The organism is Hoeflea sp. CAU 1731 (genome assembly GCF_039888615.1).
Classification (GTDB): domain Bacteria; phylum Pseudomonadota; class Alphaproteobacteria; order Rhizobiales; family Rhizobiaceae; genus Flavimaribacter.
The window spans coordinates 46,609-72,436 of record NZ_JBDQQS010000003.1; the positions used below are offsets into that span (position 1 = coordinate 46,609).

Below are 25,828 nucleotides of genomic sequence, written 5' to 3' on the forward strand. Positions count from 1 at the left end.
TCACGCTTCTCCCACTGTTTCGAACATGACCGTCTCGACGGCCGCCTTGGCATCCATTCCCGACCAGATCACGAACTGGAACGCCTGGAAGTAGAGTTCACATGTTTCAAGCGCGCTCGACAGCAGCACTTCCACCTGGGCGTTGGTCGGCTCTGCGCCTCCGGCCAGCAGCAGCGACTGCCGGAATATGACGACATTTTCCTGCTGCCAGAGATCGAAATGTCCCATGAGCACCTGGCCGTTTACCTCGAACAGGAGCTTGACCACCTCGTTGACACGGTTGTCCGGCACATTGATATCGAATGCGCAAGCCAGATGGAGGGCCTCGTAATCCTCCATCCAGGAAAATGAGATGTGGTAATCCGACCAGCGCCCCTCGATCGTCATGGCGATCTCGTCTTCGCCCGACCGTTCAAAGGACCACTCGTTACTCGTTGCGACAACCTCGATCATGTCGACCGGATTGGACTGTCGCTCATATACCAGTTCCATAAGACCCATGCCGCACCTTCTCAGTCTGGAATTCAATATTTACGGTAATCGAAAACGGACGCCGAAACATGATTACTGGTTACGCGCAAACCCGTTCGCCCGCCCAAGATTGCGAAACAGACCAGCAACCGGATCAACCGGCCCTCGTAGCGACCCGTTTCGAATCATCTTGTAAAATCAGTGTATAATGGCAGAGTCAGAGAACCAGCCCCTTTTTGGAGCCTGCTCCAAATCACATGTGGACAGTGTTGTGGGCGGTGACTCTAAGAGATTCTGCGCAAAGGATTTTTCCGGATTCCGCAACGCCTAAAATTTTTTATGAATTTTATTTGGCGGCCGTGTCCGGAGCCGGCTTTTTGCGCGTCGTCGATGGTTTCGCAGCCTTTTTCTGTTCAGAGAGCTGCGCTTCGAGTTCATCGATGCGTTTCGCCAGCGCCTCGTTTTCGTCGCGCGCCTTCACGGCCATCTCCCGCACCGCTTCGAATTCTTCCCGCTGGACAACGTCCATACCGGCGAGCACCCGCTCCATCTGCGTTTTGAAAGCAGTTTCCATTTCATTGCGCGCGCTCTGGGCCACGCCGGCGGCGTCCGTCATCAAACGGGCGAATTCATCCATGAATCGATTGGGTCCTGATGTCATAGCGATGCCTCGTTGTCTGTGAAAAATCAGTCATCCCGGCGCGTCGCACTGCAACCGGGAACGCCCAAGAGGTAGGAGTTTCAGCGTCGACATGCAAGCCTTGACCTGGTGGAGCAAATTTGACATTTGAGTCCCGCAAGATGCGAGCTCTTTTTCAAATGTCAAACCTGGAGCTCCACTACAATATGATCCAGCTAGCGGTCCTGAAGATTCCGACATTTGCTGCAGGACGGGTCGCATCGGGAAGCAAATGTCGGAATCGGACCACAAGGAGAACAACCCCGGCATGGTCCGCGCGCAGTTGAGCCCTTAAAACCGAAAGATCGCGTTCATGGAAACCGTTCAGGCGGTATTGCCCTATCCGAATATCGATCCGGTCATTTTCTCGATCGGACCCGTTGCGATCCACTGGTACGGCCTCGCCTATGTCGTCGGCATTCTTCTTGGCTGGCGCTATGCGCGCAAGGTGGTTTCCACCAACCGCCTGTGGGCCGGCGGCGCACCGGCCATGACGGTCACTGACCTGGACGATTTCCTTCTGTGGGCCGCCGTCGGTATCGTGGTCGGCGGTCGCATCGGATACATGCTGTTTTACGACTGGCCAACCTTTGCGGCCAACCCCTTGAGTTTGTTTGAGGTCTGGAACGGCGGCATGTCGTTTCACGGCGGCCTGCTGGGAACGATACTGGCGATGTTCCTGTTCGCCCGGTTCCGGCGCATTTCCACCTGGAGCCTGTTCGACGTTGTCGCCGCGTCAACGCCGCTCGGACTTTTGCTTGGCCGCATCGCCAATTTCATCAATGGCGAATTGTGGGGCAAGACAACCGACGTCCCCTGGGCCATGGTGTTTCCGACCGGAGGGCCGGAGCCGCGTCATCCGAGCCAGCTTTATGAAGCGTTTCTGGAAGGTTTGGCGCTTTTCGCGCTCCTGGCATTCCTCATCTGGCGCCTGGACAAGCTCAAATCGCCCGGTTTCGTCAGCGGCGCATTTCTGGCCGGCTACGCTGTCAGCCGCATCCTGGTCGAGTTCGTGCGTCAGCCGGATGTCCAGATCGGCTATCTGTACGGCGGCTGGCTGACGATGGGGATGATCCTGTCCACCCCGATGCTGGTGCTCGGCCTCCTCGTCATGGCGATGGCCAGACCCGCCGCCGCCAGAACCGCGGACACCGGAAAATGACAACCCCGTTGGGTGAAAAGATCGCCCGCCTGATTCGCCTCAACGGCCCGATCGGCGTCGCTGACTACTTCTCCCTGTGTCTCGCCGATCCGGATTACGGTTATTACAAAGTCCGCGAACCCTTCGGCGCGGAGGGAGACTTCATCACCGCGCCGGAAATCAGCCAGCTTTTCGGCGAATTGATCGGCGTCTTCCTTGTCACCGCATGGAAAGCGCATGGCGCGCCCTTGCCTGCCAGGATCGTCGAACTGGGTCCGGGACGCGGCGTCCTGATGGCCGATGTGATGCGCGTGGTCAGCAAACTCGCGCCCGAGCTCGCAGCCAAGGCGACGATTGAACTCCTCGAGACCAGCGAGAGGCTGAGGGAGTTACAGTCCAGGGCGCTGTCCGCATCCACGGCGCCCGTTCGCTGGCATGATGACATCGACACGATAGAGCCAGGTTTCACGCTGTTGGTGGCGAACGAGTTTTACGATGCTCTTCCGATCCGGCAGTTCGTTTCCACCGATTCCGGTTTCCGCGAGAGGGTGGTTGCGCTCGACGACGATGACGAGCTTGTCTTTTCGGTCGGATCGGCTTCTCTCGACGACAGCCTTCTTCCCGTTCCTACCGCCGTCAGCCCCGGAACAGTGTTCGAGATTTCCCCTGCCCGCAATGCGGTCGCCGCAAAGATCGCAGAGCGGATTGAAAGAGATGGCGGCGCCGGTCTCATTATCGACTACGGGCACGCCCGCTCCGGCTACGGCGACACCTTGCAGGCGGTGCGTGAACACAGATACGCGCCTGTGCTCGACACGCCCGGAGAGGCTGATCTGACAAGCCATGTCGACTTTGAAATGCTGGCGCAAGCCATGAGCGGCGTTCATGTCATGCCGGTGATGACGCAGGGCGATTTCCTGCTCGCGCTCGGCCTTCTTGAACGCGCCGGACGGCTCGGCGCCGACAAGGATGAAGACGCGCAGCAACAAATTTCCGCTGCCGTGCACCGCCTTGCAGGCGACGGAAGTCATGATATGGGTAACCTTTTCAAGGTAATGTGCGTCACCGGCGACAAACTGGAACTGGCGCCATTTTTTACGGATAATTGACATGCACGGTCACATTACACATCATTTGACCGTGCGAAGCTGAGGGGCCAACCATGCTTGACCTGGGCCGACCTGAACCGATTGTCAGCGATTTGCTGGAGGAGGCCTGTTCAAAAACCGCAATCCGCCATGGCTATTTCACCCGGATCGGAGGAACGTCCGGGGGAATCTATCGCGGATTGAACGTTGGCCTCGGATCGGATGACGTCCCGGACGACGTACGAGAGAACCGTGCCCGGGTTTGCCGCTGGTTCCATTTGCCGGAGGATCGTCTGGCCACCCTCCACCAGATTCACTCCACGGACGTCGTCGTGGTGGATCGACCGATGGACGACAGCCGGCCGAAAGCCGACGCCCTCGTCACCGCCACGCCCGGCATCGTGCTCGGCGTGCTCACCGCGGATTGTGGTCCGATCCTGTTCGCCGATCCGGAGGCCGGCGTCATCGGCGCCGCCCATGCGGGCTGGAAAGGCGCTTTCAACGGCGTGGCTGAAGCGACGATCGAAGCGATGGTGTCGCTGGGCGCGAGACGCGAGGCCATCATCGCCTGCCTCGGCCCGTCCATCAGTGGCGCAAATTACGAGGTCGGTCCGGAATTCGTCGATCGGTTCCTGGCGCAAGGCAGCGCCAACGCGATCTATTTCGAACCTTCGGCCACTGACGGACACCGGATGTTCGATCTCCAGGCCTTTACGCTCGACCGGCTGGCGACGGCTGGCGTGCGCGCGGATTCTGTGGGCGAATGCACCTACGCCGACGAAGACCGCTTCTTTTCATTCAGACGCGCCACGCATCGTGGCGAGCCGGACTACGGCCGGCAGATTTCTGCAATAAGCATAATTGACGGGGAGAATCATGGCGCTGCAGTTTGAGAGGGAAGAATACAAGTGGCGAATGCGTCGCTTGCTGGATGCGATGGAAGACAACAAGCTCGACGCTATGCTGCTCTTCGCCCAGGAGAGCATGTACTGGCTGACGGGATACGACACGTTCGGCTTCTGCTTCTTCCAGACGCTCGTCGTCACCGCCGACGGCTCCATGACCTTGTTGACCCGCTCGGCGGACATGCGCCAGGCGCGTCATACCTCGATCATCGAAAACATCTCGATCTGGACGGACCGCGCCAACGCTGATCCGGCGGTCGACCTGAAGAACCTGCTGAACGATCTCGATCTGCTGGGCAGCAGAATCGGCGTCGAATACGAAACGCATGGCCTGACGGGCGGCAATTGCCACAAGCTTGACAATCAGTTGCAATCCTTCGCCGATCTCAGCGAGGCGTCGCATATCATATCGCGTTTACGGCTGACAAAGAGCCCGGCGGAAATCGACTATGTCAAACAGGCCGCGACGCTCGCCGACGCGGCGCTTGACGCCGCCCTACCGCTCGTCGCGCCCGGCGCGGACGAAGGCGATATTCTCGCCGCCATGCAGGCCGCCGTCTTTGCCGGTGGCGGAGATTATCCGGCGAACGAGTTCATCATCGGATCCGGCGTGGACGCCCTGCTCTGCCGTTACAAGGCCGGCCGCAGAAAACTCGATGAAAACGATCAGCTCACGCTCGAATGGGCCGGAGTCTACGCCCATTACCATGTAGCGATGATGCGCACTGTCATCGTCGGAAAGCCGACGGAAAGGCATCTGGAACTCTACGACGTATGCCGCGAGACCATCGAGGAAATCGAAGCGGTGCTGCGTCCGGGCCACACCTTCGGTGACGTTTTCTCCACCCACGCCAGCACGATGGAACAACGGGGAATGACCCGGCACAGGCTGAACGCCTGCGGTTATTCGCTGGGCGCGCGCTTTACGCCAAGCTGGATGGAGCGCGAAATGTTCTTTTCCGGCAACCAGCAGGAAATCCGGCCTGACATGTCCCTGTTCGTGCACATGATCATCATGGATTCGGAAACCAATACGGCCATGACGCTCGGCCAGACATATCTTACCGGAGAAGAGGGGCCGACGCCGCTTTCGGCGCACGGCCTCGACCTGATCATCCGGTAGGACTAAGAGCGGGGAAAGGAAAGCGCAGGCGTGCGAACGATCCCGACCTTGACGATAGTCGGTGTATTGATACTGGCGCTTGCCGGCTGCAATGCGGGCAGGACACTCGGCCTGTCCCGGGGTCCGCAGCCCCCGGCGGACATTCCGGGTGAACAGCAGACGCTGCAGCAGACCGGCTTCGTCAACGGAAATACGCAGACGCAAACCTCGGGAGCGCCCATCCAGAACGCCCTGACGGCGCTTCCCGGCCGCCGCAAGGGAACCATCAGCTTCACGCCCGTCATCGGCGCGCCGGTCAGCGCGGTTCAACCCTTGTCGAGCGGTCTCGGCTCCGCGGCCCGCAGCAATGGGCTGATGATCGTCAATGCGCTGAGCGGCGACAGCGATCACATCCTGAAGGGTTACTTCTCCTCGTTTTCAGACGGCGACACGACGACCGTCGCCTTCGTCTGGGATGTCCTCGACAACAATGGCGCGCGCCTCCACCGCATCCGCGGCCAGGAAGTCGTGCAAGGATCCGCGTCGGATCCCTGGTCGGTCGTCAGCGCCGGCGTCATGGAAACGATCGCCTCAAAAACCATCAGCGACTATCTGGCCTGGCGCGCGATAGCGCGATCGTGAATTTCCTTTCCCGGCAAACTCCTGATTCCTGTTTAAAATCACATAAACCCGCGCCAGTCTCTTGCAATCGCATGCGAGGCCGTTAAAAGCCGCGGTAGAACACCGTGACGACAGGCAGCGCCATGAAAGTTTTCGCAGGCAACTCCAACCGGATCCTGGCGGAATCCATCTGCAATTACCTCAACATTCCGGTTGGGAACGCTACCGTCAGACGGTTCGCCGACCAGGAAATCTTCGTTGAAATCAAGGAAAACGTCCGGGGCGAGGATGTCTTCATCATCCAGTCCACGTCGTATCCCGCGAACGATCACCTGATGGAGCTTCTCATCATGACCGACGCCGCGCGGCGCGCCTCCGCGCAGCGCATCACGGCGGTTCTGCCCTATTTCGGCTACGCCCGCCAGGATCGCAAACCCGGTCCCCGCACGCCGATCTCGGCCAAACTCGTTTCCAACCTGATCACCGAAGCGGGCGCAAACAGGGTTCTGACCCTCGACCTGCACGCCGGCCAGATCCAGGGCTTCTTCGATATTCCGACCGACAATCTCTTCGCCGTGCCGATTCTCGCCCGCGACATCAAGGACCACTATGATGTGTCCAACATCATGGTCGTCTCCCCGGACACCGGCGGCGTCGTACGAGCCCGGGCGCTCGCAAAACGCCTCGACGCCCTGCTCGCCATCGTCGACAAGAGACGCGACAGACCCGGCGAATCGGAAGTGATGAACGTCATCGGCGATGTCGACGGAAAAGACTGTATCCTCATCGACGACATCGTCGATTCGGGCGGAACGCTCTGCAACGCGGCCGAAGCGCTGCTGAAGAACGGCGCCACCAGCGTCACCGCCTATATCACGCACGGCGTTTTGTCCGGAGGCGCGGTCGCGCGCGTCACCTCCTCCAAACTGACGGAACTGGTGATCACCGATTCCATCCAGCCCACCACCGCAGTTCAGAACGCTCACAACATTCGGGTCATCAGCACTGCCAGCCTCATCGGCGAGGCGATCAACCGCACGGCGTCTGAATCCTCGGTTTCCAGCCTGTTCGATTGAGCGCGAACGTATCCAGTTGGAAGGACCGCATACCGGTCCGTCAGACCAGGATCGTGCTTGCCACTCTCGCCATCGGCGCCGCCGGCGCCGTGATCGCGGCTTTTCTGCATTTTCCCGCAGCGTTTCTGACCGGCCCACTGATTGCCGTCACGATCGCCGGTTTCGCCGGACTGGAACTCGACGTGCCGGTCTTTTTGCGCCACGTCAGTTTCATCGTCATAGGCATGGTGATGGGGTCCGGCGTTTCGCCGGCGACGCTGGAGGCGGCCCGGCAATGGCCGCTGAGTTTCATCGGTCTGATCTTTAGCGTTGCGCTCGTCATGGTCACCGGCTGGGCGATGCTTGCGCGCATCTGGAAACTCGACAGCAACTCAGCTCTGCTTGCGGCGACACCGGGACATCTGAGCTATGTCTTCAGCCTCGCATCGGAAACCCGTAGCGACACGCTCGCCATCGGCATGATCCAGAGCCTGCGTCTGCTTGCCCTGACCCTGCTCGTGCCGTTCACGCTGGCAGGGATGGGACTGTCTTCCCCCGATAGCACAGGTTCTATCCATGCGATGAGCCTGCCCTGGCTGCTGATCAACGCCCTCCTGGCGACCGTCGCCGGCTGGCTATTTCTGAAGGCGCGCGTGCCGGCGGCTTTCCTGATGGCGGGCTTGCTGATTGCAACATTGAGCCACATCACCGGAATTGCGGTCGGCGCCGTGCCGCAATGGCTCTCGGTTCCGTGTTTCGTGATTCTCGGGAGCCTGATCGGGACAAGGTTCAGCAATGTCTCGTGGGTGGCGTTCAGACGCTCCGCCGGCGCCGCCGTCGCCGTGACGGTTTCGGCGTTCGCCATCTCGTTCGCCTGCGCGCTGGCCGTCGCCCGTGTGACGGGTCTCGATCCGAAACAAGTGCTTCTGGCCTATGCGCCGGGTGGTCTGGAGACCATGGCCGCGATTGCCGTCAATATGCATATCGACCCGGCCTATGTCGCGAGCCACCACGTCTTCAGGCTGTTTATCCTGCTGGCGCTCATCCCGCTCTTTGTCAAAACCCCGAATTCGAATGAACGCAAGGGCGGATCTCGCTCAGACTGACAGTTTGAGGATATCCCTGAGCAGCGCCGCCCAGTCCTGGGTGTCACGGCCGGTCTTTCCGGTCGCCTTGGAGCCGATATAGAAGCGCGTCACGATCGCGGCCTTGCGCCGGCGCGCCGCGTCGTCCAGCGGTTTGAGTTCGTCGATATCGCTGATCGCGTCGAAGAGCGCATCCTCCAGCTTGCGCGTCATGCACAAGGTCTTGTCGGCGACCTGCTCGTCTTTCGGCGCCACTTCGACCATGGCGTTGCACACGAAGCAACCCCGGGCTGTTGCCTGCCGATCTTCCTGGGCTTGCCGGAAAAGCGTGAGGATGCGTTCGAAGCCATCGCCCCGTTGACTGTCCGTCAGAAGCGATACCGCCGCCGCAATATTGTTGCGTTCATAGTGGTCCAGCGCCGCCAGATATGCCGCATGCTTGTCGCCGAACGCCTTGTAGAAAGATCCGCGCGACAGGCCCATGGCATGCAACAGCGCCGGCAGGTTCGTTGCGGAATAGCCGAACCGCCAGAAGGCGTTCATGGCGCCGTCAACAGCCGCTCCCATTTCGAATTCGCGTGGCCTTGCCATGGTTCAGCGTATCTTTTCGTCCCCTGTCGGCTGAGCGCGCCTTCAAACACGAAATCGCCGCCGTTAAAGACGATGTTCTAGCCGCGCCGGCTGTCCCCTTTTTCGACCGCGTCCCCACAGCCGCCGATGACGCCAGTACATATGTCAGGCGGCCGATATGGCAATCCCCGGGGACGCCTGCAAACAGACGATGCAACACAGGTTGTCGCGGTGGATTGGCCCTTGCGTCCAGGGGCGGCCTCGGTTATACACCGCCGGTCCGTGCAGACACCCTTGGAGGCAACGCGGACGGGGCGTCACTGGCGCTCACAGTTTTCCGGCGTTTTTTACCAACCTGGAAAGCTCTCCATATAGAACCTCGAAAGGAAATGCCATGAGCGACTCTTATGAGCTCAAGGCCGAGGCGCGCGAACGGGTAGGTAAGGGGTCCGCCCGAGAACTTCGCCGCAACGGTTATATTCCTGCTGTCATCTATGGTGACAAGCAACCCCCCCTGTCGATCGCCTTGCCCTACAAGGACGTGACGCTCAAAATTCATGGCGGCGGCTTTCTGACGACGCTCGCCACCATCGACGTCGACGGCAAGAAGATCCGTGTCCTCCCGAAGGACTATCAGCTGGATCCGGTCCGCGACTTCACCATGCATGTCGATTTCCTTCGGATTTCGAAGAACACGACTGTTACGGTGGAAGTCCCCGTCCATTTCATCAACGAGGAAACCTGCCCGGGCATCAAGCGCGGCGGCGTTCTCAACGTTGTTCGCCACGCGGTGGAAGTGACCTGCCCGGCCGACGCGATCCCGGACAACTTTGTTGCCGATCTCGCGGAACTGGAACTCGGCGACGGCATTCACATCTCGCAGATTTCCCTTCCTGAAGACGTCAGCCCGACGATCACCGACCGCGACTTCACCATCGCGACGATCGCGACGCCGGCTGGTCTGAAGAGCGAAGAAAGCGCTGAAGCGGAAGAAGCTGAAGACGATGCAGAAGCAGCGGAAGCAGCCGATGACGCAGAAGAAGGCGGCGAAGAGAGCGAAGGCTAAGTCGCAGCCGCATTCAAAATTTTGGCCCTGCATGTCTGCCGCAGTCGCAGAATTTCCATGCAGGGCCTTCAATTTCAGCGCGATGGAACTATTATCCGCTCACGCTCCGGCGACGCCGCAGAGGCAGCCGGCCAGACCGACGAACTCTGAATCCCGGACACAGGGGACATCTGAGCAATGCTGCTGATCGCAGGCCTTGGCAATCCCGGCAGTCGCTACGCGGAAAATCGTCACAATATCGGTTTCATGGCGGTCGATGCCATTGCCCGCCATCAATCCTTTTCCTCATGGACCAGAAAGTTCAAGAGCGAAATCGCCGAAGGCAACATTGGCGGTCAGAAGACGCTCCTGATCAAGCCGCAATCCTTCATGAACGTCTCAGGCGAACCCATCGGCGAAACCATGCGGTTCTACAAACTGTCGACGGACGATCTCATCGTCATTTATGACGAACTCGATCTGGCGCCCGGAAAGGCCCGCATCAAGACCGGAGGCGGCCATGGCGGACACAACGGCATACGCTCGATCGCTGCGCATTGCGGCAATGAATTTACGCGTCTGCGGCTCGGCATCGGACATCCCGGCGCGAAGGAACTGGTCAACAAGCACGTCCTCGGCAATTTCGCCAAGCAGGACCGTGAATGGCTCGACCCGCTGCTCGAGGCCATCGGCGTGAATGCGGCGATGCTCGTCAGGAGCGAGCACTCCAGCTTTTTGAACAAGATTGCGCTCGCCGCCGGCGAAGCAGGCAAGAAAGCAGAAGCAACGAAAAAGAGCGGACAGTCCCACATCCATGCTGCGCGCCGCACAAAACCGGACATCGACAAGGCGTCGGGGCCTATGGCGGGCATGCTGAAGAAACTGTTCGGAAACAAGGACGGATAATCGAAACATGGGTTTCAAATGCGGCATCGTGGGTCTTCCCAATGTAGGCAAGTCCACACTGTTCAATGCGCTGACGAAGACGGCGGCGGCCCAGGCCGCCAATTATCCGTTCTGCACCATCGAACCCAATACGGGCGAAGTCGCCGTGCCGGATCCACGGCTGACGAAAATCGCATCGATCGCCCAGTCGAAGGAGATCGTTCCGACCCGCATCTCCTTTGTCGACATTGCCGGCCTCGTGCGCGGCGCCTCGAAGGGCGAAGGTCTTGGCAACCAGTTCCTCGCCAATATCCGCGAGGTGGACGCGATCGTCCATGTGCTTCGCTGTTTCGAGGATGACGACATCACGCATGTGGAAGGCCGGATAGATCCGGTCGCCGACGCCGATACGATCGAGACGGAGCTCATGCTGGCGGATCTCGAAAGTCTCGAGCGGCGGGTGGAGCAGACCCGCAAGCGTGCGACCGGCAAGGACAAGGAATCAATTCTCATCCTGCCGATCATGGAAAAGGCGCTGTCCCTGCTGCAAAACGGCAAGCCCGTGCGCGTCATGACGCCGGATCTCGCTGCTGAGGACATGCGGCTTCTGAACATCCTCAACCTCCTGACTTCCAAGCCGGTTCTCTATGTCTGCAATGTCGCAGAGTCTGACGCCGCCTCCGGCAATGCACAGACTGCGACCGTTGCGGAAATGGCCGAAGCGCAAGGCGCGCAGCACGTTGTCATTTCCGCGGAGATCGAGGCGCAGGTCGCTCAGCTCGATGCGGAGGAAGCAGCCGAATATCTGGGCGAACTTGGCCTTGAGGAACCTGGCCTCGACAAGTTGATCCGGGCGGGATACGCCCTGCTCGATCTCATCACCTATTTCACCGCAGGCCCAAAGGAAACCCGAGCCTGGACGGTGCGTCGCGGCTCGAAAGCGCCGCGCGCCGCCGGCGTCATTCACACGGATTTCGAGCGGGGTTTCATCCGGGCGCAGACCATCGCCTATGACGATTTCGTGGCGCTTGGCGGCGAAGTCGCCGCCCGCGAGGCGGGCAAGGCCCGCGACGAGGGCAAGGAATACGTCGTGCAGGACGGCGACATCATGCTCTTCAAGTTCAATACGTAACGGCGACCCCTCCATGAACACGGCGTCGGACAATCCAAAACTCTGTTTCGAGGATTTCACGCCTGGACGGGAGTTCGCCCTGGGGCCGCTGACAGTGGACGCGGAGGAAGTCATCGAATTCGCCGCCGAATTCGATCCGCAACCCATGCATCTGGATGAAGCAGCGGGAAAAGAGAGCCTGCTTGAGGGCCTTGCGGCGTCCGGTTGGCAGACCTGCGGCCTGATCATGCGCATGATGGCCCAGTCCTATATCCTCGATTCCACGGCCCAAGGCGCGCCGAAGGTCGATTATGTCCGATGGAAGCGGCCTGTGCTCGCCGGAGACGTGTTGAGCGGCGTCTCGCGTGTGCTATCCGCAAGACCGTTGAAATCACGGCCGGGTCTGGGGATCGTCCAGTTCGAACAGGAAATCCGCAACCAGCGCGGCGAGATTGTGTGCGAGTGCTCCAACCCGACATTCTTCGCCATGCGCGACGCAGGCGGCGGTTGATGAACGGACTTGACGCATTCATTGTCGGCGAGAAGCTCGACTACGGAACCCACACGTTCACGCCGGAAGAGATCATCCGGTTCGCCCGCAAATATGACCCGCAGCCTTTCCATCTCGACGCGGAAGCCGCCCGCAACTCCATGTTCGGCGCGCTTTGTGCGTCAGGCTGGCATACGGCTTCGGTCTGGATGAAGCTCGCCGTTGATTATCGTCCGATCTGGTTCCAGTCGCTGCGCGAAAGAGGATTGCCGGTCCCGTATTTCGGGCCGTCGCCAGGCATTTTCGACGTCGTCTGGACAAAGCCCGTCTATGCCGGCGACACGATCCACTACTACAGCGAATGCATCGACAAGCGCCCGCGCAAGACCGATCCCGAATGGGGAGTGGTGATCACCCGCGCCAGCGGCTTCAACGAGGCTGGCGACCAGGTCGTTACCTTCGACAATGCGGTGCTGATCAGACGTCAGCCGAGCGATTAATCGCCTTCGTAGGAGACCAGCGTGCGCACGGTCACGTCCATCGCCTCGAGCTTCGCGCGTCCGCCGAGATCTGGCAGATCGATCACGAAACAGGCAGCGACCACTTCCGCCCCCATCTGCCGCAGCAGCTTGATGGCGGCCTCCGCCGTGCCGCCAGTGGCCAGCAGATCGTCCACGAGGATGACCGTCTGGCCAGGCTTGACAGCGTCCTCGTGCATCTCCATCTCGTCGATGCCGTATTCGAGACTGTAGGCGATCCGCACCGTATGGTGCGGCAGCTTGCCTTTTTTACGGATTGGCACGAAGCCGGCAGACAGCTGATGCGCGACCGCTCCGCCGAGAATGAAACCACGGGCTTCGATACCGGCGACCTGCTCCACCTTTGTCCCCGCGTAGGGGTGGACGAGTTCATCGACGGCGCGGCGGAATGCGCGGGCGTTGCCCAGAAGCGTCGTGATGTCGCGAAACTGGACGCCTGGTTTGGGATAGTCCGGGATCGTGCGGATGGACCCCAGAAGAGTTTCCTCGAGAGACGGATGCATTGGAGTTCCTCGCAGACAAACGAAAGGCGGCCCTTGGCCGCCTTCGCAAATAAAGGCCTTCAGGCGTTAATGGTCAACCCGAGACCACACCGCCTTCTTGGTCAGATAGAGCAGACCGGAGAAGATGAGTAGGAAGATAATAACCTTGAAGCCGAGTGACTTGCGTTCGGTCATGTGCGGCTCAGCCGTCCACATGAGGAATGCGGAGACGTCCTTGGCGTATTGCTCAACAGTTTCCGGCGTACCGTCGTCATAGGTCACGATGCCTTCGGAGAGCGGCGGGGCCATGGCCAGCGCATTGCCTGCCAGAAAATACGGATTGTAGTAAGTGCCCTCGGTGATTTGCACATCGTGCGGCGCTTCTTCATAACCCGCCAGCAGAGCAGCGATGTAATCCGGGCCGCCCTCGGCGTACATCGTGAAGATGTCGAACACGAAACGCGGGAAGCCGCGATGGGCTGCGCGCGCCTTCGCCATCAGCGAGAGGTCGGGTGGGGCGGCGCCGCCATTGGCGAAAGCGGCGGCCTCGACGTTCGGATAGGGCGACGGAAAGTAGTCAGCCGGAATGCCCGGACGCTCGAACATGTCGCCCGCGCCGTCCGGTCCGTCCTCGATCGTATACTCGGCGGCGAACGACTTGACCTGGGCCTCGGAATAACCAAGCGCTTCGAGGTTGCGGAAGGCAATGTATTTCAGCGAGTGACACGCGGCGCAGACATTGGTGTAGACCTTCAATCCGCGCTGCAACTGCTGCAGGTCGTAAGTGCCGAACGGACCTGCGAAGGACCATTTCAGCTGATGCGGCTCTTTCGAATGGGTGTCTCCTGCGGCCGAAGCTGCTGAAAGACCCATGCCCGTCGCCAGCAGCGCAGACAGAAAAGTTGTGACGAGTTTTTTCATTGGAAGACTATCCTTCATCACTCTGTCTAGCCGCGTTTTTCCGGCGCTGCGGGAGCGCCTTCCGGGCTGCCGCCGCCATGTTTCGCCAACACCGCTTCGGTAATCGAATTCGGAACCGGTCTCGGTTTCTCGAACAGGCCGAGCAATGGCAGGACGATAATGAAAAAGGCGAAATAATAAGCGGTGCCGGCCTGGGCCATGGCTGTGTAAACGCCCTCGGCGGGCTGGGATCCGAGCCATCCGAGGAATATCGCATTTGCTACGAACAGCCAGAAGAACAGCTTGTACCACGGACGATAAACCGCGGAACGCACCTTGGAAGTGTCCAGCCACGGCATGAAGAACAGGATCAGGATCGATCCGAACATCACCAGGACGCCGCCCAGCTTGGAGTCGATCGGTCCAACATTGAAGGTGATTGCGCGAAGCATGGCGTAGAACGGCAGGTAATACCATTCAGGAACGATATGCGCCGGCGTCTTCAGCGGATCGGCTTCGATGTAGTTGTCCGGATGGCCGAGATAGTTCGGCAGGTAGAAGATGAAGTAGGCGAAGACCAGCAGGAAGACCACCGTCGCGAAGCCGTCCTTGATCGTCGCATAGGGCGTGAACGCCAGCGTATCAGTCTTCGACTTCACCTCGACGCCGGTCGGATTGGTCTGCCCCGTCACGTGCAGAGCCCAGACATGCAGGACCACAACGCCCGCAATCATGAAAGGCAGCAGATAGTGAAGCGAGAAGAAGCGATTGAGCGTTGGATTGTCCACCGCGAAACCGCCAAGCAGGAGTTGCTGGATCGGTTCGCCCACGAGCGGGAACGCCGTGAAGAAGTTGGTGATCACGGTCGCGCCCCAGAAGGACATCTGCCCCCAGGGAAGCACGTAGCCCATGAAGCCGGTGGCCATCATCAGCAGGTAGATAATCACGCCAAGGATCCACAGAATTTCCCGTGGCGCCTTGTAGGAGCCGTAATACATGCCCCTGAAAATGTGGATGTAGACCGCGATGAAGAAGAACGAGGCCCCGTTCGCGTGCATGTAGCGCAGAAGCGAGCCGGAATTGACATCGCGCATGATCAGTTCGACCGAATCGAACGCCTGGGACGTCGAAGAGACATAGTGCATCGCGAGCACGATGCCCGTCAGTATCTGCGAAACGAGCATCACCGAAAGGATCGCGCCGAACGTGTAGGCGTAGTTCAGATTGCGCGGCGTCGGATAGGCGACGAAGGAATCATAGACCAGACGCGGCAGCGGCAGGCGTGAGTCGATCCACTTGCTGACGCCGGTTTTCGGCTCGTAGGTTGAATGTCCACCACTCATCGGTAATTCCCCTGCTAGCCGATCTTGATTCGCGTATCGGTCAGAAATTCGTATGGCGGAATGTGCAGGTTCTCCGGCGCCGGTCCCTTGCGGATACGGCCAGCCGTATCATAGTGCGAACCGTGGCACGGGCAGAACCACCCGCCATATTCCCCCGACTGACCGAGCGGCACGCAACCCAGATGGGTGCAAGAGCCGATCATGACAATCCAGTTCTCGCGATCTTCTCCGGCGGACCGGTCGACGTCGGAAGCCGGCGCGTCAGGCGCCAGATTTTCATTGCGCGCAGACGGGTCCGGAAGCTCGTCGAGCGGAACGGCGTCCGCTTCGGCGATTTCTTCATCCGTGCGATTTCGGATAAACACCGGCTTACCGCGCCATTTCACCGTAATCGACATGCCCCGTTCGAGACCGGAAACATCGACCTCGATTGTCGACAACGCCAGCGTAGTCGCATCCGGGCGCATCTGGTCGATGAAAGGCCAGGCCACCGAAGCAGCGCCCACGACGCCCGCCATCGCGGTCGTCAGATACAGAAAATCGCGACGGGTAGGTTCGCCTGTCAGTTCGTGTTCACTCACGGTTTCAGCCTTCCTCTGCGCATGCTCGTCCGTGGCTGCTGGAATAAACGGTCACATGTCGTCCCCACGACCGCACCCGAATACCCGCAATCGGCCGGTTTCTAGGATGCTTCTTAGAATATGTCCAGCCTACAAGATGGGACAGAGGCACAATGCCGCAAGTTTTGCCGGGATTTGCGGCTTGACCTCCTTTAGTTGTTGATGAATCCACCCGATTGCCTCTCCCACAGCCTGGCGTAGAGACCATTCCGGTCGATCAATTCGGCGTGCGAGCCGTCTTCGATGATCCGGCCTTGGTCCATCACGACAAGACGGTCCATTTTCGCGATCGTCGAAAGCCGGTGGGCGATGGCGATGACTGTCTTGCCTTCCATCAGGGCGGCCATGTTTTCCTGTATTGCGGCCTCGATTTCGGAATCGAGAGCCGATGTCGCCTCGTCCAGCACAAGGATCGGCGCGTCTTTCAGCATAACGCGGGCGATGGCGATCCTCTGCCGCTGTCCGCCGGAAAGCTTGACGCCGCGCTCGCCGACATGCGCATCCATGCCCGCGCGGCCGCGCTGGTCGCGCAGTTCACCGATGAATCGCAAAGCATGCGCCTTTCGGGCAGCTTCCTCCAGTTCCGGATCAGCCGCGCCCGGCCGCCCCAGTGCGATATTGTCGCGAATCGACCGGTGCAGCAGCGAAGTGTCCTGGGTGACCACCGAAATGAGCGATCGCAGCGAATGCTGCGTGACGCCGGCGATGTCCTGGCCGTCGATGACGATGCGTCCCGACTCAAGATCGAAGAATCTCAGCAGCAGGTTGACCAGCGTCGATTTGCCTGCTCCGGACGGTCCGACGAGACCAACCTTCTGTCCGGGATCGACGGTGAGGGTGATCCCGTCGAGCACCGTCTTGCTCTCCTCGTATCGGAACTGCACGTTCTCGAACTGGATCCGGCAATCGGAGACGACAAGTTCTGTGGCGTCCTCGCGGTCCGTCAGCGTCACTGGTCGTGCGACAAGCTCCATCGAATTCTGGATCACGCCGTAGTTGCGCATCAGAATGTTAAGCTGGTTCATCATCCGGCCAAGCAACAGGCTGAGCCTGAACACGATCGCCATTGTCGCCGCCACTGATCCGACGGTGATCTCGCCGGCAAGCAGCAGCCCGATGGCGATCGCCGCTATGACGATCGTCATGACGCTGGAAAGAATGGCGAGCGAGACGCGCACGCCCGTCAGATTGCGGGTGAAGGATTTCAGTACTGCGATAAAGCCGTCAAACGAGCCGCGCAGATTGCGCTCGACCTCGTCGTCGCGACCGAACAGCTTCAGCGTTTGTATATTCGCATAGCTGTCAACCAGCCGACCACTGACTGTCGAGGCGGCTTCCGCCGCGTCCCTGGAATTGCGCCGAATACGCGGCACGAAAAAACGGGCGACGACGATGAAGCCCGCGACCCACAGCAAGACCGGGGCCGCCAGACGCCAGTCGAGATCGGCCATCATGATCAGCGTCGCGATGACATAGATCACGATGAACCAGGCCACCTGCAGCATGGAGATCATGAAGTCTCCGATGGCCTGGCCCGACTGCCAAACCTTCGTCGCCACGCGGCCAGCGAACTCGTTTTGAAAAAAGGAGAGGCTCTGGCGCCCGACATGCGAGGCCGCCTGCCATCGAACGAGCGAAAAGAACCCCGGAACGACCGCCTGTTCCTCGATCAGCGAGGAAAAAGCGACGACGAAGAACCGCCCGACCAGCACCACCAGCGCCATGAACAGCAGTTCGCCGCCATGCTCCGCGACAAGTCCCTGCCAGCCCGACGCCCTGTTGAATCCCTCGAGCATATCAACAAGCCTGCCGACGAAATAGAACAGGGCGATCTCCATGAGAGCGACCGCCCCGCCGAGCGCGAGCATGGCCGCAAACGGCCATTTCTCCTGGCGCACATAGTGCCAGATGAAAGGGATCGCGCCTGGCGGCGGAGCGCCGGTTTCGCGGTCTGCATACGGGTCGATCCAGCGTTCGAAACAGCCAAGGATCGTGTCGAGGATACGCACTACGCGGGTTTGACTTCGGACGCCTTGGCCTCCGCCATCTGCTTGACGGCCTTGCCGGCGGCTGCGGCGATTGCCGAGTCGGTGGCGTCATCCGAATCCACGGCGCCAGGCACGTTGACCCGCACTTCCGGCCTTGCAAATTCGATTCCGTTTTCTGCAAAGGCTTTCTGAACCCTTGCATAGACGTCCTTGCGAATCACCCATTGCTTGCCGGGCTTGGCCATGAACTTGCCGCGCAACACCATGCCCACATCGTTGACGTCGGAGACGCCCTGGGACTTGAAGGTCTGGATGATGTCTTCAGCGTAGGGAGCCTCGAGCATTTCATTGCCGATCTGCTTGAAGATCTTCTTCACCTTGTTTGCGTCGGTGTCGAAAGGCACGGTGAATTTCACTTTCATGATCACCCAGTCGCGCGAGTTGTTGGTGATCTTCGGAATCTCTCCGTAGGGAACGGTGTGGACCGGACCGGAAGGATGGCGCAACTGAAGCGACCGGATCGAGATCTTCTCCACTGTCCCCATCGTGCCGTTGATGTCCAGGAACTCGCCGACACGGAACGCGTCGTCCATCAGGAAGAAGACGCCGGACACGATATCCTTGACAAGGGTCTGGGCGCCAAAACCGATGGCCAGACCGAGAATGCCGGCGCCGGCCAGAAGCGGCGCGATGTTCACGCCAAAACTGCTGAGCGCGATCAACAGTGTGATCGTGATGATCGTGATCTGAATGGCCAATTTTGCAAGCGGCAGGACGGTCGACAGTCTCGAGCCGCCGGCGCCGCCGCCTTCTCCGCCGGCCTCGTCGGGCGCGCCGGCAGTCGAGGTGTTCTCGTCGGCGAGCTTGCGGTTGATCCACAATGACGCCACTTCCCATGCGAGATAGCCGGCAATCAGAATGAACAGCGCCTCGAAGAAGGAAGACGCTATACGCGCGCCCAGTCCGGAGGTTGCAAGCGCGCCAAGCTGGATATCCCAGATCCTGATCAGCAGGACGATCACGATGCCGAACACCAGCGTGCGCCCGATCCGGATATAGCTGCGCTTGGTCGAGTGGTAGGCCGCTTCGGCCACCGCCCCCTCGCCGCGCATCGGCGGCACGAGATGATGGACGAGAGCGCGAATCGTGGTGTTCAACGCAGGCGCGATGAGCAGCAGCGCAAGCGTCAGATAGTGCTGTCCCTTTTCGACGAGATCGAGCCTGCCGTTGATCGCCAGGAACTGCACGGTCAACCATGTCAGAGCAATGAGCGCCATGGCGACCCAGGGAAACGCCCGGGCTGTCATGACTTCAGACCCCGTCACGTCCTCGGTGTCGCCGAGCAGCATCTTGGACAGACCATGGCGCGCCTTGTAGGTCATGACGCCGAGCCAGACGAATACGCCGAGGTTGATCCAGAAGATGAAAGAGTTGCCGAAAGGAGCCTGTCCGTTCGTCCTGAGAAATTCGACAAGGAAGATGTTGAATCCGGCCAGTATCACTACGCCAAGAGAGTTGTAGTAGATAAATTTCGAAGTCCAGTCGTCAGCGTAAACCAGCCGCATGTTCGGGCGGTTGGGCGCAAGCACAAACCGCGACACAGCGGCGACCACACGCGGAACAACGATGAGATACAGCATGAAAGCGTGCACGACAGGCCGATCCAGGTCGGCGATGAACTGTTGGATGACAATCCGGCCGACAATAAAAAACGCCAGCAGACCAACCATATCCACGACCAGCCGTTTGCCAAGAAATTCCAGTGTTTGGCGCAGATTTTCCGGTTGTTGCTGATGTTCGTATTGTCTACGCCAGTTCGAGGCCAGCCGGTCCACGATGAATTCGGCGACGAGACCTGCGGCGATCGCGCCGACGACAAGCAACAACAGATGGAAGAAGCCGGAACCTCCCCGTTCCTCCACAAAGTTTCCGATAGCCTTGCCGAGATCCACGGTCGAGCGGGGTATCCTAACGACGGAATTGATAAGGTTCGCGCCCAGCTTTCCAAACGAGTCGTAGAGCACGACCGTGTTGTTTGGTTCCGGCTCCTTGTTTTTCTCGGCGTCTGCTGCGGCCACGGCGTCGAGCCGCTGCAGCAGCAGCTGGCGCACCTGCTCGTCATCCATCTGGGAAACGATTTCGCGAACCATCGCGGGCGTCAGGTTTTCGGGCAGCGTCACCGGCTTCGTTTCAGACGATTTCTCCGCCGACGCGGCCTTGGCCACGCCCACCATCGACTGCGCCTGGACTGCTCCGCACAAAACGAAGATCAGCAGCGCCAATCCAAGAAAACAGGCTCCGAGCCGCTGCACACCGAAGTACAGGCGCTCAATTCCGGCAGAACGCACGATCGCCATCCCAGTATATCCCCTCTTCGCGGCCGAAATTTCAGTGCCGCTTACAGATCAGAATTGATCTTTCGGGGCCTGACTATCACAAGATTGTTAATACAACCAGTTGACAACGGATCGCAGTCACAATTCGCAAGTCCAGCTTAAAGAGGCCTCCAAAGCCTATTCGGCGGCCGCCGTGTCGGCGTCGAGCTTGTCCGAATTGATGAAGCCGCCGGACTGACGCGCCCAGAGATCCGCATAGAGTCCCTTCTCGGAGATGAGTCGCTCATGCGTGCCGGTCTGAACGATCTCGCCTGCGTCCAGAACGATCAGCCTGTCCATCTGGGCGATGGTAGAAAGCCGGTGGGCGATTGCGATCACCGTCTTGCCTTCCATCAGGGCGAACAGGTTCTCCTGGATGGCCGCCTCAACCTCCGAATCGAGCGCAGATGTCGCTTCGTCTAGGATCAGGATCGGCGCGTCCTTGAGGAAAACGCGCGCGATAGCGATGCGCTGCCTCTGACCGCCCGACAATTTGACGCCGCGCTCGCCAACATGGGCCTCGAGCCCCTTGCGCCCCTTCATGTCTTCCAGACCCTGGATGAAGTCCCAGGCGTTGGCCTGTTGCGCCGCATGCACGATATCGGCATCCGTGGCGTCGGGTTTACCGTAGGCAATGTTGTCCCGAATCGACCGGTGCAACAGCGAGGTGTCCTGGGTGACGACGCCGATCTGGCCCCGCAAGCTGTCCTGGGTCACCGCCGAGACATCCTGACCGTCAATATAAATCCGTCCGCCTTCCAGATCGTAGAACCGGAGCAACAGGTTGGTCAGCGTCGTCTTGCCGGCGCCGGAAGGTCCGACAAGCCCGATCTTCTCGCCAGGCGCGATCAAGAGAGACAGATCGTCGATCACCCCGCCCTCCTTGCCGTAGTGGAAGCGGATGTTTTCGAATGAAATCTTGCCCTTCTGCGGAGCCAATTGCACTTTTGGTTCGGCGTCGACGATCTGGTGCGGCTTCGACATCATGGACATGCCGTCGATCACCACCCCGAGATTCTCGAAAAACGCAGCAACTTCCCACATGATCCACTGGGACATGTTGTTGAGGCGCAGCGCAAGGCCGATCGCGACCGCAATCGCCCCGACCGAAATTACCTCGCCAAGCCACAGATAGATCGACAGGAAACCCACCAGGAAGATCAGCACGGCATTGTTGAAATAGACGATCGCCTGGAACCAGGTCACCATCCGCATCTGCCGGTAGACGGTGTCGAGAAACTCGTCCATCGCCGAGCGCGCATAGCTTTCCTCGCGCCGCGCATGGGAGAACAGCTTGACGGTCGCGATGTTGGTGTAGCTGTCGACGATACGACCCGTCATCATCGAACGCGAATCGGCCTGCTGCCGCGCCAGGTCCTTCATCCACGGAACGAACGTGTAGATCAGCACGCTATAGACCACCGCCCAAAGAAGCAGCGGCATGGCGAGCCGCCAGTCGGCGGTGGCGACAAGCACCACGGTCGTGGTGAAATAAACGCAGATATAGACGAAGACATCGAGCATCTTCATCACGGATTCACGCACCGCCAGCGACGTCTGCATCACTCTTGTCGCGACGCGGCCTGCAAATTCATCGGCGAAGAACGACAGGCTTTGACGCAGCAGGTAGCGATGCATCTGCCAGCGGGCGATCATCGGATAGTTGCCGAGCAGCGTCTGGTGAATGACCAGCGAATGCAGCAGCACCACGCCGGGCAGCCCGATGAGCACGAACAGGGCCATGAAGGCGAGCCGCCATCCTTCCCGCTGCAGGAAGCCTTCGCGACCGGACTCGGAAAGCCAGTTCACGATGTCGCCCAGAAAACCGAAGAGAAAAACCTCGCCGATCGCGATAAGCATCGTCAACAGAGACATCGCCAGCAGCCATGGCATGGCGTCGCGCGAATAATGCCAGCAAAAGGCGAGCAGACCCGTCGGCGGACGCACCGCCTCTTCCTCGGGATAGGGTTTCAAACGTCTTTCGAACCACAGGAACATGGCCTTGGACTCCGTATGCAATCTGACGGTGATAAGGCGGAACGCCAAACCGGCATCGACACGATCGGTCTTGCCTCGTCAAGATGAAACTGTTGAGTGTACAATCAACGACCGCGCTCGGATGGCGCAGATCATTCGCAAATGGCCTGTATCGCGAAAACGGGCCTTCGCCTGCTACGATAGGTCTGGCCGGGTTCTTAAATCATCATCGTCGTAACCGCCGCGAAACAAAAAGCCCGCGCCGCAGCACAAGCAATCGTCCCGCCTAGTCTGGAACATCGGAGCGACTTTCTACCGCGATTCCATCCTGCAATCCACCGTAGCGGCGATGAAATCATTTGATGGGCCTGTTCAACATTCCTAATTGTTGTATTTCAGCATCATGACGCCACCTGAAACCGATCTGCGCATAGCTCTCTTCCAGCCGGATATTCCGGGCAATACGGGCGCGATACTGCGCCTGGCCGCCTGCCTCGGCCTGAGCGTCGACATCATCGAGCCCGCAGGCTTCGACCTGTCCGACCGCGCGCTCAAACGCGCCGGCATGGACTATGTGGAACAGGCCTCGCTTTGCCGCCATCTCAACTGGCAATCCTTTCAGGAATGGGCGGCGGCGGAACAGCGGCGTCTTGTCCTCGCTTCCACCAGCGCGCCGACCGCCTATACGCAATTCGCCTTCCAGCCGCGCGACATTCTGCTGTTCGGCCGCGAAAGCGTCGGCGCGCCTGATCATGTGCACGCGGCCGCCGACGCACGGATCATCATCCCCATGGCCGAGGGCCGGCGTTCGCTGAATCTTGCGCTCAGCGTCGCCATGATCGCCGGAGAGGCGGTCAGGCAGGCGCAATTGTCCGCGTATTGAGGCGACTTCAGTCGATTTCGCGCACCGCGCCCTTGGCGGCCGATGTCGTCAACGCCGCATAGGCGCGCAGCGCCTTGCTGACTTTACGCGTGCGCTTTTCCGTCGGCTTCCAGGCTTTGGCGCCTTTCGCTTCCATCGCCGTGCGGCGCTTCGCCAGTTCTTCGTCGGAGACGTCGACCCGGATGATCCGGTTCGGAATGTCGATGACGATCGTGTCGCCCTCCTCGACAAGTCCGATCACGCCGCCCTCGGCAGCTTCCGGAGAGACGTGGCCGATCGACAGGCCGGAGGTTCCGCCCGAGAAACGTCCGTCGGTGACGAGCGCGCACGCCTTGCCCAGCCCCTTGGATTTCAGGTAGCTGGTCGGGTAGAGCATCTCCTGCATGCCCGGCCCCCCGCGCGGCCCTTCATAGCGGATCAGCACCACGTCGCCCTCGTTGATCTTGCCTGTCAGAATCGCCGAAACGGCGCTGTCCTGGCTTTCGCAGATACGCGCTGGCCCCGAGAACTTCAGGATGCTCTCGTCAACGCCGGCCGTCTTCACCACGCAGCCGTCTTCGGCGATATTGCCGTAAAGCACGGCGAGCCCGCCATCCTGGCTGTAGGCGTGATCGCGGTTGCGGATCACGCCCTTCTGCCGGTCTAGATCCAGTTCGTCCCAGCGTTTCGATTGCGAGAATGCAACCTGCGTGGGCACGCCGCCGGGCGCCGCCCTGAAGAACTGATGGACGCTTTCCGAATTTGTCTGCGTGATGTCCCAGCGCGCGAGCGCTTCCTTCATGGTCGTGGAGTGAACCGTTGGCAAGTCGGAATTGAGCAGGCCCACGCGGTCCAGTTCGCCGAGAATGCCGAAAATGCCGCCGGCCCTGTGCACGTCCTCCATGTGGATGTTTTCCACCGCGGGTGCGACCTTGCAGAGCACCGGCACCTTGCGCGACAGCCGGTCGATGTCGTCCATTGTGAAGCCGACTTCCCCTTCGTACGACGCCGCCAGAAGGTGCAGGATGGTGTTCGTCGACCCGCCCATGGAAATGTCCAGCGACATGGCGTTTTCGAAGGCGCCGAAACTGGCGATGTTGCGCGGCAGTGCGCTTTCGTCATCCTGTTCGTAGTACCGTTTGGCGAGATCGACGATCAGGTGTCCCGCCTCGACGAAGAGACGTTCGCGATCGGAATGCGTCGCAAGCGTCGAGCCGTTCCCCGGCAAGGCCAGTCCAAGCGCTTCCGTCAGACAGTTCATGGAGTTCGCCGTAAACATGCCGGAGCACGACCCGCAGGTCGGGCATGCGGAGCGTTCCATTTCGGACACGAAGGCGTCCGACACCCGGTCGTCGGCGGCGGCGACCATAGCGTCGATCAGGTCGACAGCCTTTTCCGTGCCGTCCTCCATCGTCACCTTGCCGGCTTCCATAGGCCCGCCCGATACGAAAACGACCGGGATATTGAGGCGCATTGCAGCGTTCAGCATGCCGGGCGTGATCTTGTCGCAATTCGAGATGCAGACGAGGGCGTCCGCGCAGTGGCCGTTGACCATATATTCCACGGCGTCCGCGATCACTTCGCGCGAAGGCAGCGAATAGAGCATGCCGTCATGGCCCATGGCGATGCCGTCGTCGACGGCGATCGTGTTGAATTCCTTGGCGACTCCGCCGGCGCGCTCCACTTCCCGCGCTACCAGCTGGCCGAGATCCTTCAGATGCACGTGACCGGGCACGAACTGGGTGAAAGAATTGGCGATCGCGATAATTGGCTTGCCGAAATCGCCGTCTTTCATCCCCGTCGCGCGCCACAGGCCGCGGGCGCCGGCCATGTTGCGGCCGTGGGTGGAGGTTCTGGAACGATACTGTGGCATGCTGGTATTTCCTTGATTGTCTGTTTGCAGCTCGTGCGGCGAATTGCAGATCCCGCAGGCGTCGCAGCCGCCCTTTTCAGGGACTTCAGTTTCGGGACATTAGCAGGTCGCAGAAAAACGCCCGAATTTCAAGGGCGGAGGAACAACGGGCGCCTCAATCGGCCGTCGGCAACCTGCGCATCGTGAATTCGACTTCGTCGTCCGGAAGCTGACGCCAGCTTTCCACTTCCGTCCAGTAGGCGGCTTTCGGCCAGGCGTGAAACCACTCGCGCGCCTTGGCCCTGGCCAGGTTTCGGGGAAGTCGAAATGTTTCGCGAACAAACGGATCGCCTTTTCCGCGATCGCCATTCTCGCGGCTCTTCCGGATTCGTTTCCGCAACCCGTCCATGGGCGGAACTGGAGGCAATCGGACCATGTTACTTGACCTCGCGAAGCCGCAGGATAAAGCAAAACGACCGGATACGAAACGCCTTTGTGTCAAATTCCGAGAGCACCCGCGCCGCGCGAATTGCAACGGGTTCGGCAGTATAGTTTCAGATTTTTGCAGTGTATTGAACGCGGTATACGCATTTTGATTCAATTTTATAGTCAGCCTCTATGGCATGTGCGCTGACTTGATAT

25 protein-coding genes are annotated in these 25,828 nt (G+C 59.9%); 13 read left to right on the plus strand and 12 right to left on the minus strand.

All coding sequences use genetic code 11. The features are described 5' to 3' along the window. Together AAFN47_RS06665 and AAFN47_RS06670 are read right to left on the minus strand one after the other, a co-directional pair. On the minus strand, nucleotides 1-501 hold the full coding sequence (locus AAFN47_RS06665; RefSeq protein ID WP_499808429.1) for a type III secretion system chaperone family protein: 501 nt from the start codon (nucleotides 499-501) through the stop codon (nucleotides 1-3). Nucleotides 502-817: 316 nt separating this feature from the next. After that, nucleotides 818-1,132 (minus strand): accessory factor UbiK family protein, encoded by a 315-nt coding sequence (locus AAFN47_RS06670; RefSeq protein WP_499808430.1) that lies wholly within the window; start codon nucleotides 1,130-1,132, stop codon nucleotides 818-820. Nucleotides 1,133-1,463: 331 nt separating this feature from the next. Between AAFN47_RS06670 and lgt the strand changes: the two genes are divergently transcribed. The 7 genes from lgt to AAFN47_RS06705 all read left to right on the plus strand — a co-directional run bounded on the left by lgt (nucleotide 1,464) and on the right by AAFN47_RS06705 (nucleotide 8,168). Beyond that, nucleotides 1,464-2,312, plus strand: coding sequence for a prolipoprotein diacylglyceryl transferase (lgt, locus tag AAFN47_RS06675; protein WP_499808431.1), 849 nt, complete (start codon nucleotides 1,464-1,466; stop codon nucleotides 2,310-2,312). Continuing rightward, nucleotides 2,309-3,400 carry a class I SAM-dependent methyltransferase gene (locus AAFN47_RS06680; RefSeq protein WP_499808432.1) on the plus strand — a complete coding sequence of 364 codons (1,092 nt, stop codon included), beginning with the start codon at nucleotides 2,309-2,311 and terminating at the stop codon, nucleotides 3,398-3,400. Before lgt ends, AAFN47_RS06680 begins: the two co-directional genes overlap by 4 nt. Before the next feature lie 53 nt (nucleotides 3,401-3,453). Continuing rightward, nucleotides 3,454-4,272 carry a peptidoglycan editing factor PgeF gene (gene pgeF / locus AAFN47_RS06685; RefSeq protein WP_499808433.1) on the plus strand — a complete coding sequence of 273 codons (819 nt, stop codon included), beginning with the start codon at nucleotides 3,454-3,456 and terminating at the stop codon, nucleotides 4,270-4,272. Then, nucleotides 4,256-5,407, plus strand: coding sequence for a M24 family metallopeptidase (locus tag AAFN47_RS06690; protein WP_499808434.1), 1,152 nt, complete (start codon nucleotides 4,256-4,258; stop codon nucleotides 5,405-5,407). Before pgeF ends, AAFN47_RS06690 begins: the two co-directional genes overlap by 17 nt. Before the next feature lie 30 nt (nucleotides 5,408-5,437). Then, nucleotides 5,438-6,028 carry a hypothetical protein gene (locus AAFN47_RS06695; protein ID WP_499808435.1) on the plus strand — a complete coding sequence of 197 codons (591 nt, stop codon included), beginning with the start codon at nucleotides 5,438-5,440 and terminating at the stop codon, nucleotides 6,026-6,028. 122 nt (nucleotides 6,029-6,150) lie between these two features. Further along, nucleotides 6,151-7,083, plus strand: coding sequence for a ribose-phosphate pyrophosphokinase (locus AAFN47_RS06700; RefSeq protein ID WP_499808436.1), 933 nt, complete (start codon nucleotides 6,151-6,153; stop codon nucleotides 7,081-7,083). Then, on the plus strand, nucleotides 7,080-8,168 hold the full coding sequence (locus AAFN47_RS06705; protein WP_499808437.1) for an AbrB family transcriptional regulator: 1,089 nt from the start codon (nucleotides 7,080-7,082) through the stop codon (nucleotides 8,166-8,168). Before AAFN47_RS06700 ends, AAFN47_RS06705 begins: the two co-directional genes overlap by 4 nt. Here the strand turns inward: AAFN47_RS06705 and AAFN47_RS06710 are convergent. Continuing rightward, nucleotides 8,160-8,738 (minus strand): TetR/AcrR family transcriptional regulator, encoded by a 579-nt coding sequence (locus tag AAFN47_RS06710; RefSeq protein ID WP_499808438.1) that lies wholly within the window; start codon nucleotides 8,736-8,738, stop codon nucleotides 8,160-8,162. The two genes, AAFN47_RS06705 and AAFN47_RS06710, sit on opposite strands and share 9 nt — an antisense overlap. A 373-nt stretch (nucleotides 8,739-9,111) precedes the next feature. Here AAFN47_RS06710 and AAFN47_RS06715 point away from each other — a divergent pair, with 373 nt between their 5' ends. The 5 genes from AAFN47_RS06715 to AAFN47_RS06735 all read left to right on the plus strand — a co-directional run bounded on the left by AAFN47_RS06715 (nucleotide 9,112) and on the right by AAFN47_RS06735 (nucleotide 12,748). Further along, nucleotides 9,112-9,783, plus strand: coding sequence for a 50S ribosomal protein L25/general stress protein Ctc (locus tag AAFN47_RS06715; protein ID WP_499808439.1), 672 nt, complete (start codon nucleotides 9,112-9,114; stop codon nucleotides 9,781-9,783). A 177-nt stretch (nucleotides 9,784-9,960) separates the two neighbouring features. After that, a complete protein-coding gene (gene pth, locus AAFN47_RS06720; protein WP_499808440.1) occupies nucleotides 9,961-10,668 on the plus strand; it encodes an aminoacyl-tRNA hydrolase in 708 nt (235 codons plus the stop codon). Nucleotides 10,669-10,675: 7 nt separating this feature from the next. Further along, complete coding sequence (gene ychF / locus AAFN47_RS06725; RefSeq protein ID WP_499808441.1) at nucleotides 10,676-11,779, plus strand: redox-regulated ATPase YchF; 1,104 nt, start codon at nucleotides 10,676-10,678, stop codon at nucleotides 11,777-11,779. Nucleotides 11,780-11,792: 13 nt separating this feature from the next. Further along, nucleotides 11,793-12,269, plus strand: coding sequence for a MaoC family dehydratase (locus tag AAFN47_RS06730; RefSeq protein WP_499808442.1), 477 nt, complete (start codon nucleotides 11,793-11,795; stop codon nucleotides 12,267-12,269). After that, nucleotides 12,269-12,748 carry a MaoC family dehydratase gene (locus tag AAFN47_RS06735; protein WP_499808443.1) on the plus strand — a complete coding sequence of 160 codons (480 nt, stop codon included), beginning with the start codon at nucleotides 12,269-12,271 and terminating at the stop codon, nucleotides 12,746-12,748. The genes AAFN47_RS06730 and AAFN47_RS06735 overlap by 1 nt, the downstream gene beginning before the upstream one ends. On the opposite strand, the gene AAFN47_RS06740 is transcribed toward AAFN47_RS06735, so the two are convergent. From AAFN47_RS06740 to AAFN47_RS06770, 7 genes are all read right to left on the minus strand, one after another. Continuing rightward, nucleotides 12,745-13,290, minus strand: a complete 546-nt coding sequence (locus tag AAFN47_RS06740) for an adenine phosphoribosyltransferase (RefSeq protein ID WP_499808444.1) — start codon at nucleotides 13,288-13,290, stop codon at nucleotides 12,745-12,747. The two genes, AAFN47_RS06735 and AAFN47_RS06740, sit on opposite strands and share 4 nt — an antisense overlap. Nucleotides 13,291-13,356: 66 nt before the next feature. Continuing rightward, a complete protein-coding gene (locus AAFN47_RS06745) occupies nucleotides 13,357-14,190 on the minus strand; it encodes a cytochrome c1 (protein ID WP_499808445.1) in 834 nt (277 codons plus the stop codon). 26 nt (nucleotides 14,191-14,216) lie between these two features. Beyond that, entirely contained in the window at nucleotides 14,217-15,512 is a 1,296-nt protein-coding gene (locus AAFN47_RS06750) for a cytochrome b (protein WP_499808446.1), read from the minus strand. A gap of 14 nt (nucleotides 15,513-15,526) precedes the next feature. Then, a complete protein-coding gene (gene petA / locus AAFN47_RS06755; protein WP_499808447.1) occupies nucleotides 15,527-16,093 on the minus strand; it encodes a ubiquinol-cytochrome c reductase iron-sulfur subunit in 567 nt (188 codons plus the stop codon). A gap of 191 nt (nucleotides 16,094-16,284) precedes the next feature. Then, complete coding sequence (locus AAFN47_RS06760; RefSeq protein WP_499808690.1) at nucleotides 16,285-18,135, minus strand: ABC transporter ATP-binding protein; 1,851 nt, start codon at nucleotides 18,133-18,135, stop codon at nucleotides 16,285-16,287. A gap of 5 nt (nucleotides 18,136-18,140) precedes the next feature. After that, nucleotides 18,141-20,477, minus strand: a complete 2,337-nt coding sequence (locus AAFN47_RS06765) for a mechanosensitive ion channel family protein (RefSeq protein WP_499808448.1) — start codon at nucleotides 20,475-20,477, stop codon at nucleotides 18,141-18,143. Nucleotides 20,478-20,633: 156 nt separating this feature from the next. Then, nucleotides 20,634-22,493 (minus strand): ABC transporter ATP-binding protein, encoded by a 1,860-nt coding sequence (locus AAFN47_RS06770; protein ID WP_499808449.1) that lies wholly within the window; start codon nucleotides 22,491-22,493, stop codon nucleotides 20,634-20,636. Nucleotides 22,494-22,875: 382 nt separating this feature from the next. Between AAFN47_RS06770 and AAFN47_RS06775 the strand changes: the two genes are divergently transcribed. Continuing rightward, entirely contained in the window at nucleotides 22,876-23,355 is a 480-nt protein-coding gene (locus AAFN47_RS06775) for a tRNA (cytidine(34)-2'-O)-methyltransferase (RefSeq protein WP_499808450.1), read from the plus strand. 7 nt (nucleotides 23,356-23,362) lie between these two features. Here the strand turns inward: AAFN47_RS06775 and ilvD are convergent, their stop codons facing one another. Both ilvD and AAFN47_RS06785 read right to left on the minus strand, forming a co-directional pair. After that, entirely contained in the window at nucleotides 23,363-25,207 is a 1,845-nt protein-coding gene (gene ilvD, locus AAFN47_RS06780; RefSeq protein ID WP_499808451.1) for a dihydroxy-acid dehydratase, read from the minus strand. Between the two features lie 154 nt (nucleotides 25,208-25,361). Continuing rightward, the gene (locus AAFN47_RS06785) at nucleotides 25,362-25,622 is read right to left on the minus strand and encodes a hypothetical protein (RefSeq protein ID WP_499808452.1); all 261 of its coding nucleotides are present in this window, start codon (nucleotides 25,620-25,622) and stop codon (nucleotides 25,362-25,364) included. Nucleotides 25,623-25,828 lie beyond the last annotated feature (206 nt).